The sequence below is a fragment of the Novipirellula artificiosorum genome (assembly GCF_007860135.1).
In the GTDB taxonomy this organism is placed as follows: Bacteria; Planctomycetota; Planctomycetia; order Pirellulales; family Pirellulaceae; genus Novipirellula_A; species Novipirellula_A artificiosorum.
In genome coordinates, this window is record NZ_SJPV01000003.1 from 532,996 (window position 1) to 549,546 (window position 16,551).

General features: G+C 55.6%; 14 protein-coding genes. 10 read left to right on the forward strand and 4 right to left on the reverse strand.

Going from position 1 to position 16,551, the window contains the following annotated elements:
* Window positions 1-26: 26 nt before the first annotated feature.
* Complete coding sequence (gene typA / locus Poly41_RS11785) at window positions 27-1,832, forward strand: translational GTPase TypA (RefSeq protein WP_261344893.1); 1,806 nt, start codon at window positions 27-29, stop codon at window positions 1,830-1,832.
* A gap of 255 nt (window positions 1,833-2,087) precedes the next feature.
* Here the strand turns inward: typA and Poly41_RS11790 are convergent, their stop codons facing one another.
* On the reverse strand, window positions 2,088-3,725 hold the full coding sequence (locus Poly41_RS11790; RefSeq protein WP_146526357.1) for a DUF1559 domain-containing protein: 1,638 nt from the start codon (window positions 3,723-3,725) through the stop codon (window positions 2,088-2,090).
* 552 nt (window positions 3,726-4,277) lie between these two features.
* Window positions 4,278-5,342, reverse strand: a complete 1,065-nt coding sequence (locus Poly41_RS11800; protein ID WP_231615610.1) for an alpha/beta hydrolase — start codon at window positions 5,340-5,342, stop codon at window positions 4,278-4,280.
* A gap of 175 nt (window positions 5,343-5,517) precedes the next feature.
* Here Poly41_RS11800 and Poly41_RS11805 point away from each other — a divergent pair, with 175 nt between their 5' ends.
* The 9 genes from Poly41_RS11805 (at window position 5,518) to Poly41_RS11845 (ending at window position 13,713) form a co-directional block, all read left to right on the forward strand.
* On the forward strand, window positions 5,518-6,273 hold the full coding sequence (locus tag Poly41_RS11805; RefSeq protein ID WP_146526360.1) for a hypothetical protein: 756 nt from the start codon (window positions 5,518-5,520) through the stop codon (window positions 6,271-6,273).
* A gap of 140 nt (window positions 6,274-6,413) precedes the next feature.
* Window positions 6,414-7,463 carry a transglutaminase-like domain-containing protein gene (locus Poly41_RS11810; RefSeq protein WP_146526361.1) on the forward strand — a complete coding sequence of 350 codons (1,050 nt, stop codon included), beginning with the start codon at window positions 6,414-6,416 and terminating at the stop codon, window positions 7,461-7,463.
* 372 nt (window positions 7,464-7,835) lie between these two features.
* On the forward strand, window positions 7,836-8,696 hold the full coding sequence (locus Poly41_RS11815; RefSeq protein WP_146526362.1) for a leucine-rich repeat domain-containing protein: 861 nt from the start codon (window positions 7,836-7,838) through the stop codon (window positions 8,694-8,696).
* 48 nt (window positions 8,697-8,744) lie between these two features.
* Entirely contained in the window at window positions 8,745-9,830 is a 1,086-nt protein-coding gene (locus Poly41_RS11820; protein ID WP_146526363.1) for a M24 family metallopeptidase, read from the forward strand.
* A gap of 81 nt (window positions 9,831-9,911) precedes the next feature.
* Window positions 9,912-10,388, forward strand: coding sequence for an acetyl-CoA carboxylase biotin carboxyl carrier protein (gene accB, locus Poly41_RS11825; protein ID WP_390621422.1), 477 nt, complete (start codon window positions 9,912-9,914; stop codon window positions 10,386-10,388).
* Between the two features lie 22 nt (window positions 10,389-10,410).
* Window positions 10,411-11,754, forward strand: coding sequence for an acetyl-CoA carboxylase biotin carboxylase subunit (gene accC, locus Poly41_RS11830; RefSeq protein ID WP_146526365.1), 1,344 nt, complete (start codon window positions 10,411-10,413; stop codon window positions 11,752-11,754).
* A 131-nt stretch (window positions 11,755-11,885) separates the two neighbouring features.
* A complete protein-coding gene (gene rdgB / locus Poly41_RS11835; RefSeq protein WP_146526366.1) occupies window positions 11,886-12,497 on the forward strand; it encodes an RdgB/HAM1 family non-canonical purine NTP pyrophosphatase in 612 nt (203 codons plus the stop codon).
* Window positions 12,490-13,215 carry an RluA family pseudouridine synthase gene (locus Poly41_RS11840; protein WP_231615611.1) on the forward strand — a complete coding sequence of 242 codons (726 nt, stop codon included), beginning with the start codon at window positions 12,490-12,492 and terminating at the stop codon, window positions 13,213-13,215. The genes rdgB and Poly41_RS11840 overlap by 8 nt, the downstream gene beginning before the upstream one ends.
* 9 nt (window positions 13,216-13,224) lie before the next feature.
* Window positions 13,225-13,713 carry a putative molybdenum carrier protein gene (locus Poly41_RS11845; protein WP_146526367.1) on the forward strand — a complete coding sequence of 163 codons (489 nt, stop codon included), beginning with the start codon at window positions 13,225-13,227 and terminating at the stop codon, window positions 13,711-13,713.
* A gap of 13 nt (window positions 13,714-13,726) precedes the next feature.
* On the opposite strand, the gene zwf is transcribed toward Poly41_RS11845, so the two are convergent.
* Together zwf and Poly41_RS11855 are read right to left on the reverse strand one after the other, a co-directional pair.
* Window positions 13,727-15,178, reverse strand: coding sequence for a glucose-6-phosphate dehydrogenase (gene zwf / locus Poly41_RS11850; RefSeq protein ID WP_146526368.1), 1,452 nt, complete (start codon window positions 15,176-15,178; stop codon window positions 13,727-13,729).
* Window positions 15,179-15,314: 136 nt separating this feature from the next.
* A complete protein-coding gene (locus Poly41_RS11855) occupies window positions 15,315-16,451 on the reverse strand; it encodes a glycosyltransferase family 4 protein (RefSeq protein ID WP_146526369.1) in 1,137 nt (378 codons plus the stop codon).
* Between the last annotated feature and the right edge of the window lie 100 nt (window positions 16,452-16,551).

Below are 16,551 nucleotides of genomic sequence, written 5' to 3' on the forward strand. Positions count from 1 at the left end.
CTGCTCCTACTTCAAAGACCAAGCCTGTGCGTCGAGATGACATTCGAAACGTCGTAATCATCGCTCATGTTGACCATGGGAAAACAACGCTGGTCGATTGTTTGTTGCGCCAAAGTGGGCAATTTCGTGATACGGAGCTCAAAGGCGAGCGGATCCTTGACTCCAATGACTTGGAACGAGAGCGTGGGATCACCATCCTCTCGAAAAACATCTCCATTCCCTACCGGGGCGTAAAGATCAACCTGATCGACACACCGGGTCACGCCGATTTTGGTGGCGAAGTCGAACGGGTTGTTAAGATGGCCGATGGCGCCTTGGTGTTGGTCGATGCTGCCGAAGGGCCCATGCCACAGACGCGATTTGTGCTCGAGAAAGCCCTGCAAGCGGGATGCCGTCCCATTGTCGTGGTGAACAAGGTCGATCGGCCCGATGGCCGGCCGCACGAAGCACTTGACGAGGCGCTGGAATTGTTGGCCGAACTGGGGGGGGAAGAGCAACTTGATGCGGCAGCTTATGTCTTCGCCAGCAGTAAGGAAGGTTACGCGACCACCGACCCCAGCAAGCCGACCTCCGACATGCGCCCGTTGTTGGATTTGTTGGTCGATTCGCTGCCGGGGCCAGAAGTCGATCACGAAGCGCCCTTGCAAATGATGGTGACCACACTCGATTGGAGCGAGTATGTGGGGCGGATCGCGATTGGCCGAGTTGCCGCCGGAACGGTGGAAGCGGGCCAGATGATTGACCTGCATCAAAAAGACAGCGTCAAGAAGGTGAAGATTGCCAATCTGTATGTCTTCGACATGCTGGGCCGTACCGCTGCGGCATCAGCCGAAGCGGGAGAGATTGTCGCCATCGAAGGTTTGGCGAATGTCGAGATTGGTGACACGATCACGGCCGTCGACTCAGGGGAAGTTTTGCCGCGGTTGAAAGTCGACGAACCCACGTTGGAGATGGTCTTCAGCGTGAATAACTCGCCGATGGTCGGGCGTGAAGGCAAGTACGTGACCACACGGCAATTGAAAGCCCGCCTTGAAAAGGAACTCGAACGCAACGTGGCGCTTCGCGTCGAGATGATCGAGGGGACCGAAGCCTATGCGGTCAAAGGACGGGGCGTTTTGCATTTGGCGATTTTGATCGAGACGATGCGTCGCGAGGGCTTCGAACTGAGCGTTGGGAAACCACGTGTCATTTTCAAAGAGATTGACGGCAAAAACCATGAACCTTTCGAGACGCTGCGCGTCGAGGTGCCGACCGACGCGATGGGACCGGTGATGGAATTGGTCGGCAACCGTCGCGGCCAAGTCGAAGAGATTGCACAACGAGGTGAGTACAGCTTGATTCGATTCCTGATTCCGTCTCGTGGCTTAATCGGTTTGCGAACGCGACTTTTGAATGCCACACGAGGCACCGCGATCATCCATCACCGATTCGACAGCTACCGGGCCGTTGAAGGGGAAGTGCCCAAGCGAGCCAACGGCGTGTTGGTTTCGATGACCTCAGGCAAGGCGATGCCTCACGCAATGTTTCTGTTGCAAGACCGTAGCGAAATGTTTGTGCCCCCCGGGACAGAAGTCTACGAAGGCATGATTGTCGGCGAGAATGCTCGCGACAACGACATGATCGTAAATCCCTGTCGTGAAAAGAAACTGACCAACGTCCGCGCCGCCGGCAGCGACGAGAACGTCATCCTAAAGCCGGCTCGCGAGTTGTCGCTTGAGGCCGCTCTCGAGTACATCGAAGACGATGAACTTGTCGAAGTGACTCCAGAGAGCATTCGTTTGCGAAAAATCCTGCTGACCGAATCCGCACGTCGCCGCAAAGGTCGAAGCTAGCCTCGAGCGATCGTGCGAATCGCTCGTGGGGCTCCTTCGTGAAGCGGGCTAGTATTCCGCCGCAGCTCAATTTTCGGGAAGGGCCGCTTCCTACCGGCCACACTCTCAAGTGATTTGGCCGGTGGGAACCGGCCCTACTCCGAACGCCTACTCGCAATTCAAGCTGAGTCGGAATACGAGTCGACTGTCGACACGAAGTGATAGGACAGTGGATTTCACTACGTCCCCACTCGCCGTTACAAACTTGACGGCCCACTAAAAACGAACCACTTCTTTGCCTGCCTTTGTCAACATCGCTTTGAAGGTCTTCGGGTCAAGTTCGTTCGTAAGAAGTCTGATGGAGCCGTCAGCCAGGCACGCATGAAATCCTGGTAGCCCATCTGCAAACGACATGGGGTTGTCAGGGTCGATGGCCAGACCATCCGGTTGTGTCCAAATCGCTGCGTGTTCGGCATTGGTTTCAAGCAACAGGATGGTATTGGCCGTGCCGTCCATGATGTCACGAAAACGAACTTCCTTTCCTGGGGAAAATACGTATTCGTCTCCAGACGGTTCCCGATAGACCGTTGAACCCGGTTCGACAGAAAGACGAGGGTTGACGAATGTTTCAGGCATCTCGGTGATCAGTTCGCGGTTGTGTGGACTATCCCAAGCCTCATCAAGATGGAATCGTTCATACAACGCCTGGTGCTCTAGAAATGGTAAAATCTCCACTCGCCAACTCAGTAGCGGCTTGCCGTTGGGATCATTGATCGTGCCCGGCATCCGCTTGTAAACGGAATGATGGTTGTGGATGGCCAGGGCAAGTTGCTTCATATGGTTGGCTGACGTTGTACGCCGCGCCGCTTCTCTGGCGGCTTGAACGGCTGGCAAGAGTAACCCCACCAGCACGCCTTGAGTGGCAATGCCTGTGGTTGCGGGGCCACTGATCGTCAGTTTGCGTCCGTCGCGTTCGGGAGTTAGCAATTGAAGGATTCGGTCGGCCATTCGATCGGCATAGGCACGCGAAGCCTCGGTCACGGCATCGTCACCCTGCAATTGTTGGTTCGCTTGTGCCAATCCGATCTGGCGTCCCATTTGCAAACCACGGTCAAGGATCGCCGACAATTGCTCTGCGGACGCGTCATCTCGTCCTAACATGATCAACTTGGCTCCGTCGACTTCGTTGGCCAAGTCGATCTGCACGAGCACTGCGTCGAGCAGATCGGGAATCTTTGTAAATTCCTGCAACGGAGGGGGAACTTGATCAGCCTTGCTTTGCAGTGCCCCCTTGATCAACGGGCGAACGGGCTCGACAGCCATCAACATGCTTACGTTCCCCGTGTGGCTGACCGCAGCTGCCATTTTCGCGAGCGGGCCATTCGGGCTTTCAGGGCTCGCCGCCCGCAGCACCGCGTCGAGGTAGTTGTCCGTTGCAATCACAAGCGTCCGTGCGTCCTGGAACATCATTGCCGTATCCGGAGGGTTGCGCAACCGATAGGCGCTGTGCCCGTCGACATCGATCGGCTCTTTTGACGCGAGCAAATTTGCATTCACGTTGTCGATCGAACCGTCGTTTCGCAGCGACACGATGATTGCCAACATCGGCCCGCCGGGTCCAGGTGCCCCCGCAACGACCTTCAGCCGGTCAACATTGCTCGGTACGATGCCGACGTGCTCTTTGCACCACGCCTCCGCCACCTCGATCGGATACATTTCCGCGACGGGGTTGGCGATTGTATCCGCAACCGTCATGACGACAGTCACCACCGCGTCGGTCGGGATGTATTCGCTGCCGATCTTCGATACCCCTGAACGGCTGGAGTTTGACTGAGCCGAGCAGACCGCGGTTAGGAGCAAGCAAGTGGAGAGAATCGCAGAGCGTTGGAGCAGCCTGGTTTGCGGGAGCAGCATGGTGAGGTTCCTTGACGAGGAGAAACAGAAGCTGTGATACCCGTGAGTCTATCACAATCCCATCCCCCCCGGTGGAATGTCCTCAGGGCCAGCAGCGAGGTTGCAGCAGGAACGCCGGAATACGACAATCGATAGACGCGGCGGAATACGATCCCGACCTCTAACAGGAGATCCCCCATGGCGCTACCGCAATGTGAGACTTGCTGGTTTCGATCAAAGTGCGACAAGAACCCAGCCTCCCTTCTCGGACGACTGTGGCGTTTTCACGCTCGTTTTTGTCCAGGTTGGAAACGCTACATCACATCTTTACCCGACGAGCAGCGGAAGGAGCTGGCACGAAAGTACCATTTGACCAAGTTTCTTTAGGATCGTTTCTTTAGGATCGAACGTCCCGTGCAAAAGGCGGCACCTGTTTTTCAGCTCGATGCTTAGCATCGCGTGAACAACAAGTGACGACTTTGGTAGTGGACGAGGCCACGAGTCCCGTGTTACAGGACTCGTGGCCTCGTCCACTACGTTAGTAATTGATCCCGCGATGCTTAGGCTCTCGCCCTAGCGCTGACCAACGGAAGGATCGGAGATGAGCTTGGCCATCTCGCGTCCTGCGCCGCAGCTTTGCTTGTAGTAGTCAAGCTCGTCGTGCGCGATCCCGATGGAACGGGAGCAATCGCGGGCACGTAGGTTGATTTGCGTGCCATCGACTCGAGGTGCAAACGATTGCATCCTGCCAAGTCCAAGGGCGACAGCGCCTCGCACCTTGTCAATGAACCAGTACCGTTTGAGGACGATGTCGCGCTGGTTGTACATGAGTAGCAGGTCTTCGATGTTGGATGTCGCCAAGCCGTGGTATTCCCCCGGGGACAGCCAATCTCGTTCGACAGCTGGGGCGATCAGCCCAACATCCACCTTGGCGCTGCGTACGGATTCGCCGGGAAGCGTGCGATGGCCCAAGGAGCCGCCAGCCAAGGCGTGTAGGGAGCCCGTCACGACTCGCCCGCCCAAACTGTAGCCGATCAATTTTGTTTTCACCGATCGACGTACCTGTTCGCGGAGCAACCAAGCGAGATAGAGCCCTTGAGTGTCCGCATACTTGGCTTTTTCACGGACATCGCGTGTGATGAACTCCGTCCGTTCACTCGGCCAGCTCCAGATCACCCAATCGACTGGCCCGCTGCAACGCCGAGCCTCCGTTTGGCGGTAGACATACAGCCCTCGTTCGACTGCTTCGCAATAGTCAAAACGATAGCCGTGAACATAAATCACCAACGGTCGGTCGCTGCGAATCTCGGCCAAGTATTCTCCGAGAGACGAGCGCGTCGTGGCGCCATTGCATGTCATGCGAGCAACGGTAAACGCAGGGGCGTCAAGATCGGCACAACACGTACACTGCGTCATCGACCGCGTGTTGATCAACCAAATTCGATCTCCCAGCTGGGCCGGAAGGTTCGCGGGCAGTGCCGCGTTGATTTGCTGTGGAGGGGGTAGAGTCGATGCGTGTGGGCTGGAGAGCTTCTCGCTCGGCGCTTCAATACTTGTAGCGGGCTCTGCGCAAACAGAGATCGCCATCGCCATCAAGAAGGCGAGCGTAGACAACGGTCGGTTGTAGTGACGAAGCATGGTCATCTGTGGGCGGGCAAAACGACAGCAGGAGTGAGGCGTGCAAGCGTGACAACAAATTGTTGCAGAAAAAACACGATGTTGCGTTTGCACATCATCGAATACGACCTAGTTTTTACTGGTTCCTCGTTTGGGAACACCGAATAAGCTCACTATGCAAGTCAAGGGAAAAAGAATGAATACTCGCATTATGTCGATTCTGGCATCTGCCATGCTGTTGACTGTCAGTTCGGGGTGCGGAACATTGAAACAATTTTGTTTTGGTCGCGGCGCAAAATGCGGTTTGTGCAAGAGCACCTACACCCCCTACACGGCTGCACCCTATGCTGCCGCACCCCAGCCGGCACCTTATGCTCCGGCGCCTTACGCTCCCGCACCCTATGCACCTACGACGCAAATCCCTCAGCAGCCGCTTGTGATGGTCGGACCTCAACCTCAACCGCGTTGTGGCCTACTGAATCGGCCTCGTTGTGGCCTGTTTAATCGTCAGCAACCGGCTGCACCCCATTACAGCGCACCGACTTGTTGTCATCCCCAATGCGGTGCGGCAACCATGGCGGAGTGTTGTCCGTCTTGTTCCGATTGCTACGGTGGATACGGCAGCTATGGCAACTGCGGCCAATGCGAGACGGGATATGGATCATGCTATGGCGAAGAAGTCGGCGGTTGCCATTGCGGCTCTTCAATGAATTCGTACGGTCCGATTGTCAGCGATCCTTATTTGTCGGGAGAGGTCGTTGGCGGCGGTATTCCTTACAACGAGCAAATCATTGGCGGCGGTATTGTTGGCGGTGAAGTCTATCACGGCCAAACCTACGGCAGCGGAACAACGCTATCGGATGACTTCGATGCTCGTGGTGATCGCATCATCAACGCCGAGCCGTTGCCTCCGGGAGCCGTTCCTGTGCCGCAGTCCCAGTTCCAAAACTAGAAGAACGACGGATAGGATCCTCGTTTGGTTGAACTATCCTTAGAAATAGTGAGCGACGGTCGAAGTCCTGTTGGAGTCAAATCCAATGGTGCTTCGACCGTTTCGGTTATTTGCTCCTCGCATAACAGGCGACTGTGATCATGTATTCAAAAAAGTCGGCACGCCCGATCGTCAATCGGCGGACCTTACTAAGCACCGCGTTGTGGTGTGCGGGTGTCGGTGCACTTCGTTGGAGTCGTCAATCGGTGGCCGATGACACGGTCGTGAGTGGTTCTCCCGGCACGGAGGAGGAGCCATCGGGATCCTCGGACGGTACGGCTGACGCTTCAAGAATCACCTACGATTCGCCACAAACCAACACGTGGCGGATCGGGATGGTGCTGGACCCACCGGTAACTTGCACCGATGTCTTTGCCACGTTCCCGGTGCCAACGAACTGGCCGGAGCAGAAGGTGACGGTCGTCAGCCAAACGATCGATCCGCTGGTGGCGGGTTGGGAAGTGCGCGAGTTGGCCAGCGGTGTGAAACAGGTTGCATGCCGGATGCCGCGGGTGCCTGCGGGGACTCGAGCCGAAATTTCGTTTACGATGCAGATCGAGCGATCGCGGATGCTTGCACCGGAAAGAACCGACGATTTGGTCATCCCCCTTCGTCCCGACCGCGAATTGCGTGCCTATTTCGGAAACAGCCCGAACATTGACGCCACGAATTCAATCATTCGAGCGGCGTCACGCGAATTGGCGGCGATGGAAGCAGAAAACGACTGGCAGCGGGTCGAGCAGATCTACGATTACGTACGCGAGAAGGTTGAGTATGTCGAAGGCGACCTAAAAAACGCATCGGTCGCCCTGCGAGACGGCAAGGGGGACTGCGAGGAGATGACCAGTCTGTTTGTTGCGCTGTGTCGCAATGCCAAGGTGCCATCGCGAATGGTCTGGATCCCCGGACACTGCTACCCCGAGTTTTATCTGGAAGACGGTGAGGGCAACGGTCACTGGTTTCCTTGCCAGGCCGCCGGGACACGCCAATTCGGCCAAATGGATGAGTACCGGCCGGTGCTGCAAAAAGGGGATCGATTCAAGGTCCCCGAAAAACGAACCCCCGTTCGCTACGTCGCCGAGTTCTTCAAGTGCGAGCGGAAAGGCAAAAGTAACCCGAATCCCGAGTTCATTCGCCAAGTGGTGCCGTAGGTTTTCGGTCGTGAAACTCGTTTTTTTGAACGATCTGATTCGATCGTCGGAAATCAGCGTTGACACTTTGGCCACACGGTTGTTAATCCCGCTTTCACAGTCACACCTGTGGCTCGATGAACAAACCATAACAGGGGCTTCATCGTTGGTGAACGCTTTGCGGGAATCGTTCGCTGGCCTCCCAACGTGGTCGGAGCGTCCATGGTTTAGCACGACGGTTTCTGGGTCAATCGTCTCGCTAAGCTGCTCCACGATGAAGCTTCCTCTGTGCATCGGGGTGTTGCCGTTTTGGGTCAACACCCCGATGCCAGGATACACCCCGGTTTCCGCTGCCCAAATTCGCTGAGCAAGAAGCGACTGCGCCTGCACCCCATGACTGCTGAAACGCCTGACCAAAATGACGATTCGTCACCTCTCGAATTGGACCAAGAGGGGGTGGCCAGCGAAATGTGGGACGCTGATTCGCTTGAAGCGTTTCAGGCTCAGCAAGGTTTGGCGAAACAGCGTCGGCGGCGAGCCATGTTGGTCGCGCTGTTGGCCGTCTCGTTCGTCGGTACCGTGGTCTATGCTTGGAAAAACAACGGCGAACCGGCCCCGGTGACGATCGATTTGGCTCCCGAAATCAAGTTCGAGCGATTGTTATTCCGGCTGAAGATGGAACACAACAAGAAGCTACACATCGAGGATTTCATCGTCACCGATGACATGCTGAAACAGTTGGAAGCCTATCCTGAATTTGAGACGGTCATTCTCGATCAAGGCCAGGTAAGCGACGCATCGATGAAGGTGCTCTGTTCGCTACCCAACTTGCAACACCTTCGACTCCGACTTTCACCGATTTCCGATGAGGGTCTCAAGACGCTTGGCGGATGCCAATCGCTGTGGTTCTTGAACTTGCCACATTCCTTATGCACGTCGGCAGGCGTTGCCGAGCTGAAAGCGATCCCTCAACTTCGGCAACTTCGACTCGGGTCCCGCAACCTCAGCAACGAGGTGACACGCGATATCGCGACTTTGAAAACCCTCCGAGGAATCCATCTGATTGACGTACCGGTAACCGATGAAGGACTGAAAACGCTTACAACGTTGCCCTACCTTGAATCGCTCTATTTGGACAACAGTGCGGTCACGGAGATTGGTTGGCAATGGCTTTACGCAAATCATCCCCAATTGCACGTGCATGTGAACCAGCGTCATAACGACTATGACCCTAAAGCCCACAACCATCACTAAACGATCGATTTCGCTTGCGGAATCGCTTTTAACACGAAGTCACACACCATGAATCCCCGTATCGAAGCGCTTCGATCATTGCTTGACTCGCTCAAAGTGGATGCGATGTTGGTGACCGACGAGATCAACGTCCGCTACCTTTCCGGCTTTACTGGCGATAGCTCCTACTTACTGATTGGGCCCTCGGAAACCCGAATGCTGAGCGATGGTCGGTACGAAATTCAGTTGGCCGAAGAGTGCCCCGGTTTGCAGACCCTGATTCGTCCGCCCAGCCAATTACTGGTGGACTTGGTTCAAGAGGTGATCAATAGTTCCCCTTATGGTCCAATTGGAATCGAGGCGGGCCACGTCACCTTAGCGCAGTACCGCGAGTGGTGCGAGAAGTGCCCCTCCGTTGAATGGATCGAAACCTCTTCGACGGTGGAGCAGTTGAGAATGGTCAAGGACGAGGGGGAGATCAAGATCATCCGCGAGGCGGTGTCGATCGCCGAACGCTGCTTTCAATCGCTGATGCCGATGCTGACGACGAAATGGACGGAGCGGCAGATCGCTCATGAGTTGGAGTCAAGAATGCGATTCTTGGGCGCCGAATCGGCAAGTTTTAAGCCGATCGTGGCGTTGGATGCTGCGGCCGCACTTCCCCACTATCAGCCAGCGGAGGTCAACATTCCGTCCACCGGAACCCTCTTGATCGACTGGGGAGCCAAGTTTCAGGGCTATGCCAGCGATTTGACGCGAACGATGACGATTGGGCCAATTTCGCAGGCTTTTCAACGAGTCTATTCAGCGGTGTTGGAAGCACAATTGGCCGCAATTGAAGCGATCCGCCCCGGCGTCGAAGGCAAGCAGGTTGACGCAATTGCCCGTGGAATGCTTGAAAAAGCAGGCTTTGGCAACGAGTTTAACCATGGACTCGGCCATGGAATTGGCCTACAAATCCACGAATCTCCTCGAATGAGCGCCAACTGCGATCAAATCCTGCAACCTGGCATGATTGTGACCGTTGAACCCGGCGTCTATTTGCGAGATCAGTTCGGTATTCGGATTGAGGACGACTGCTTAGTGACCGCAACGGGCTGCGAAGTGCTCAGCGGTTTGGCAAAGGGCCTCGATGATTGTCGCGTTGTGCTGTAAAACTTGGCCTTTCAAAAATCCGTTTTCGGGCGAGTCCCCATTTTAACCATGAACGTCAATGCTACTGACGGTGAATCAAATATGAGTAAAGGCGGAAAGCCGAGCCAGAACGTGTTCGATATTGAACGGCTCCGGACCATTATCGAGTTGATGGAAGAACACGAATTGTCAGAAGTTGACCTGCAACAGGGTGACGAAAAGATCAAATTGAATCGTGGCGCCGCTGCCCCGGCGGTGGTCCATCATGCCGCTGCGGCCGCGATCTCGTCGCCCGCAACGGCGGTGCCTGCCAGCGAAACGGACAAACACGCAGGCACGGTGACCATCAATGCGCCGATGGTCGGAACCTTTTACGCCAAAGCGACACCGGAATCGCCCCCCTTCGTGAAGGTCGGCCAACGTGTCAGCGAAGACACCATTGTTTGCATCGTTGAAGCGATGAAGGTGTTCAACGAGATTCCCGCCGAGTGCTCCGGGACGATCACCGAGATTTTGGTAGTCGACCAACAAGCGGTTGATTTTGGAAAACCCATGTTCCGCGTCGATCCTAACGCGTAATCGCATTCGCAGAGAACTTCTCTTGATCAAGAAAATCCTAATCGCCAATCGTGGCGAAATAGCCTTACGTGTGATCCGTGCATGCCGTGAAATGGGCATCCGCTCGGTGGCCGTGTACAGCCAAGCCGATGCCGACTCGATGCACGTCCGATTGGCCGACGAAGCCTACTGCGTCGGCAAACCACGCAGTGCCGATAGCTACTTGAAAATCGACCAAATCATCGCCGCAGCGGAAGTCGCCGGCGTTGACGCGATTCATCCCGGCTATGGTTTCCTGGCCGAGAATGCCCATTTTAACGAAGTGTGTCGGTCGAGCGGATTTGAGTTCATCGGTCCGAGTCCCCAAGCGATGGAAAAGCTGGGCGACAAGAATACCGCGCGGAAGATGGCGATCGAAAACGAAGTTCCCGTCGTCCCCGGCAGCGACGGGCTGATCGAAAATGACGCCGATGCCATCGCCACCGCTGCGAAGATCGGCTATCCCGTTTTGATCAAAGCAACCGCGGGCGGTGGCGGTAAGGGAATGAGGGTGGCCGAGGACGAAGCATCGCTTGCCACCGCATTTTCCCAAGCTCGAAAGGAAGCGGAAGCGGCCTTTGGCAATGGTGGATGCTATCTGGAAAAGTACATCGGCTCCCCACGGCATATCGAAGTCCAAGTGATTGCGGACAATTATGGCAATGTGTGCCATTTGTTCGAGCGTGATTGCAGCGTCCAGCGGCGGCACCAGAAATTGATCGAAGAAGCGCCGAGCCCAAGCTTGCCAGCGGATCGACGTGAAGCGATTTGCGCCGCAGCCGTCCGAATGATCAAAGGTGCCGAGTACAGCAACGCGGCGACCGTCGAGTTCATCGTCGATGCCGACAATAACTTTTACTTCATCGAAGTCAACGCGCGCATCCAAGTGGAGCATCCCGTCAGCGAGATGGTCACGGGGGTCGATTTGATCCGTGAACAGATTCGTGTTGCCGGCGGCGAGAAACTGTCTTTCACGCAAGACCAAATTGAGTGTCGCGGCGTGGCGATGGAGTGCCGGATCAACGCGGAAAACCCCGACAAAAATTTCCAACCGAACCCGGGAAAGATTCTCAAGATCTTTATTCCTGGCGGACTCGGTGTCCGTTTTGATTCGCACGTGTACGCTGGCTACACCGTCCCCGCCTACTATGACTCGATGATCGGCAAGTTGATTGTCTACCGCTCGACTCGTGAAGAAGCGATCGCGACAATGCGACGAGCGTTGATGGAACTCCAAGTCGAGGGTATCGCGACCACCGCCTCGTTCCATGACCAAGTGTTGCAACACGCCGAGTTCGTCGAAGGTCGTCACGATACGAAGTTCGTCGAGCGCGAATTCCTTTCGTAGTGCGGCACGGCCGCATGCGAAGTGAGGTACCGATCGAATCACGTTCGCTCGCTGCCGTTGGTCGCTCGAATCGTGTTGGAGGGGCATCCCATTCAGTGATCATTGATGTAATGCGAACCAAGGCAAACAACATGTTTCAGCTCGTGGTCGGAACGAACAACCCCAAGAAGCTGATCGAGTTGCGTTTGCTTCTTCCTGAGGATCAGATTCGGCTACGGTCGCTTGCTGAGATTCCCAATTCGATCGACGTCGAAGAGACTGGAGCAACGTTTGCGGAAAACGCGGCGATCAAAGCGACCGAACAGGCGAAGCGACTTGGCCAATGGGTGGTTGCCGAGGACAGCGGATTGACGGTCGATGCGTTGGGTGGTCGGCCCGGTGTCTACTCGGCACGTTATGCAGGCGAGCATGGCGATGACGAAGCGAATAACGACAAGCTGCTGAGAGAATTGGCGGAGGTTCCGGATGAAAAACGGATCGCGCACTTCAACAGCTACCTGTGCCTTTCCGATCCCAATGGCGATGTCCGGATCGAAACGAATGCTCGATGCACCGGACGAATCGCACACCAGCGACAGGGTACAGCCGGCTTCGGGTACGATCCGCTTTTCATCATTCGCGAATACCATCGTACGTTTGGCGATCTGGATCTGGCAGTCAAGCGAGCGATTAGTCATCGGTCACGGGCTCTGCGACAGTTCGTTCCACGTTTGCTCCGATTGATTGAGACGGAAAGTGTTTGACGTTCTCTTTGAAGACAACCATTTGTTGGTGGTCGATAAGCCCGCCGGTTTGGCGACGATGGGGGCCGAAGGGGAGCAGACGCTCCACTGGCTCGGCTGCGAGTACTTGCGAACACGCTACAACAAGCCTGGACGGGCCTTTTTAGGGATTGTCAGTCGACTCGACGCGATGACCAGCGGAGTGATCGTGATGGCCAAAACGAGCAAGGCGGCGTCCCGATTGGCACCCCAGTTCTCGGGTCAAGGAAACAACCGGGCATCCAAAATCTACCTTGCCATGCTCGAGGGTGCACTCCGCGACGAGGCAGGCGAACGGAGTGATTTCGTCATCAAAGATGATGCCGCACGGCGGATGCGCGTTTGCGGCGAATCGACCCCCAATGCACTGTTGGCAAGGCTGCGGTTTGCGACCCTCGCGAAATCGCAATCCGAAACACTGGTGGCGGTCCAGTTGCTTTCCGGCCGCAAACACCAAATTCGTGTTCAGTTTGCAAACTTGGGGCATCCCGTTTGGGCCGACCGAAAGTATGGTGGGCGACACTCAATGGATGTCGGCATCGGGCTGCACAGTTTGCAGTTGGCCATCAACCATCCCACACTTCCCGAACGCAAGCTCTTCAAAGCACCCTTGCCAAAATCATGGCACCGATTTGGTAAACTGGTGCAACCGATGAATCAAATTCACCATCACGCGAACCGTTTGTTGAGTCCCCCCTAACGGATTGAAATGAGAAGGAACGCGAAGTCACCAGCCGCTCCCTTTGTGCCAAACAAGATCGTTTCCGGCGGTCAGACAGGGGTTGACCGCGCTGGACTTGAGTGTGCGATTGCGTTGGGCATCGAGCACGGTGGGTGGTGCCCAGCGGCGAGGTTGTCCGAAGATGGTTCGATCCCAAGTCGCTACATGCTGACCGAAACCGACTCGCGAGATTACCCCGCACGCACCGAATTGAATGTCGTGGACAGCGACGCAACGCTTATTCTCTACGAACGGAAATTGACTGGCGGGACGTTGTTGACGTATCGAATTTGTCGCCGGTTGAGCAAAGACTTTTTGCTCGCGCGTCTCGATCGTGACGACGTTGATCTGGCGCGACAATGGATCGATAGCTTACGGCCAGAGACGCTTAATGTCGCAGGACCTCGCGAAAGTACGTCGCCCGGAATCGAACGGCGGTCGATGATGTTTCTGATGCAAGTGTTCGCAAACCGTTAGCCTGGATAGGTTCTTAAAGCACTGGGCAGACGTCAAACCATTCCCGGTCTTGCTTGTACATCCACTGCGTCGATTCGGGTGGCCCCCACAATCCCGTTTCGTACTCATACAGCGGCGGTGCTGCAGGGCTTCGCCACGCAGCGAGGATGGGGTCGATGATCCCCCACGCCAATTCAACTTCATCACTTCGAGCAAACAAACTGGCGTCACCGGTCAACGCATCCAACAGCAACCGTTGATAGGAATCCGGCAGCGACTTGCCGCCCGGCGTATTGCTGAAGCTGAAATCCAAGGTGCTGGTTCGCGTTTTCATTTCCGAATCGGGCACCTTCGTTTCAAAGTGCAGCTGAATTCCTTCAGCCGGCTGGACCTGCATCACCAATCGGTTCCCCACCGGTTCGCGTGTCTTTTCGCCGAACAGGATATGGGGAACGTTCTTGAATTGAACAACAATCTGCGTTGTTCGGCATGACATCCCTTTGCCGCTACGGAGATAAAAGGGCACCCCTTTCCAACGCCAATTGTCACAGTAGAGCTTCAAGACCGCGTAGGTTTCGGTATCGCTATTGGCCGGCACGCCTTCTTCTTTTAGGTACCCTTTGTATTGCCCGCGAACGGTGTCGGAGGCGAAGTCACCGCCCGTCATCCTGCGAATGCTGTGCAGCACTTTCACCTTTTCGTCTCGTACCATCGCCGCATCATAACGAGCGGGCGGTTCCATCGCGGTGATCATCATCAACTGCAAAAGATGGTTTTGAAACATGTCACGCAAAATTCCTGCCGTGTCATAGTATCCCGCTCGCCGACCAATTACGACTTCTTCCGCGACCGTAATTTGAACGTGATCCACATAACGCCGATTCCAGATAGGTTCGAAGATCAGATTCGCAAACCGAAGGGCAAAGATGTTCTGTACCGTTTCTTTGCCAAGATAGTGGTCGATGCGGTAGATCTGATCTTCGCGGAACACTCCGTGAATCGAGGCATTGAGTGCACGAGCCGACTTCAAATCGGTACCGAACGGTTTTTCGATGATCACGCGTCGAAAACCTGTTTCGTCGTTATTCAAGCCGGCTGCGCCCAGCTGTTTGATTGCTTCCTCGTACAATTGAGGCATGGTCGACAAATAGTACAACCTCCCCGAATGATGCTCGGGTTCGATCGTGTCTAAGAATTCGGCAAGCGATTCGAAGTCGTCTGCATTTTTGATATCACCTGGCAGGTAGTAAAGCGTGTCAGCGAAACGAGCCCATGTTTCATTGTCAAAACAATCGTTGGCGAATTCTTCAACGCTGGTGCGAAGTGAATCTCGCCATTGTTGGTGTTCGAAATTGCTCCGGGAAACACCGACGATCAGTGAACCTTCGGGAAGTCGGTTTTTTTGAAACAATCGGTAAAGTGCCGGAATCAGTTTGCGGCTGGTCAAATCGCCTGAGGCGCCAAAGATGACAATTGTGTTGGCCATATCGTGATTTCATTGTGAACGTCGTTCTGAAAAGTGTCTGCGAACGGCTAAAGCTTACGAAAACACCTTCGGATTGCCCAGGATGCTTTTGCAGCCCCCCAGATAGAAAGCGGGCTTACCACGCCTTCTGTGCCGATCACCGCGCACCGACACAGCATTCCCGCAGCACCGCTTCGTACCGAGTCACCATGGATTCCCAGCCGAAACGGTCGCTGACTTCCGATGCCTTCGCTGCCAATTGGGCGCATCGTTCAGGGTCGTCCGTCAACCGCTTGATCGCTTCGCAGAGCGCGTTCACATTGTCATCGCACAGCAGCCCGTCCGACTCATGCTTGATGATTTCCACCGCGCCGCTTTGGCATCGCATCCCAATGCAAGGTAATCCGGCTGCCATTGCTTCGAGAAGCGCCGACGGAAACCCTTCGTAATGGCTAGGCAGCACGAATAAGGATGCTTTGGCGTACTCCGGTTCAATCGGGCGTACCCAGCCTGGCATCTCCACCGAGTTGGCAACCCCAAGTGAATTCGCCAGCCTTTGCAGGCTGTCTCGCTGGGAACCTTCACCGACGATGCGTAGCGTCCAGGGCGTTGGCAACCGTTTGCCCGATTGTTGCGCGAAGATCGCGAAAGCATCGATCAAGCGGTCGAAACCCTTTTCCTGCTCCAAGCGGCCGACGCCAAGAATCACGTTCCCTTCTCGCTGCGAACGGTACTCGCTCGCCACCGGATCAACCGCTGACGGAATCACCTCGATCCGGTCACGGTGCAGCGGCGAAAGCGTCTCGGCGATGGACGAGGTCAAGGCAACGACGCGGGCTGACCTGGGATAGACGCGGCGGCGTACCCCTTCCCAGAAACGCCCAAGTTGTTGATGTTCTGGGTCGCTTCGTTCACTGATCACGACCGGTATCGGGCTGCCGATCATGGCCAACAGCACGTCAATATTGGTCCGGTCACAAAACGATAGGACGACATCTGGATGCTCTCGGCACACGGCCCGGCGAATCGCTCGCAGTCGGCGGAGCAGATTTGGCAGCTTGGCCAGTGGGCTGGGCCGATCCACCATGACGTCCAACGCGATCTTTCGGACCGAAGCGGATAACTCGTGGCGATCATGGAGTCCGTCGTCGAGGGTGACCAGCACGACGTCATGTGAACGCTTGGATAGCCTGGCGGCGAGCCTGGCCATCACACGCTCAGCGCCACCACCGCAAAGCGAATGAATGATGCAAACGATTTTCAAGGATTCGCCGCGTTTTGAAGGCTTGTTCACATAATCAAATCGCACTTTGCAAATGACGCGGCCCAAAAGGAGCCAAAAAGGATGCCATCGACGGATGGAAAATGCGAATGTTTGGAATGATTTAGTTGAA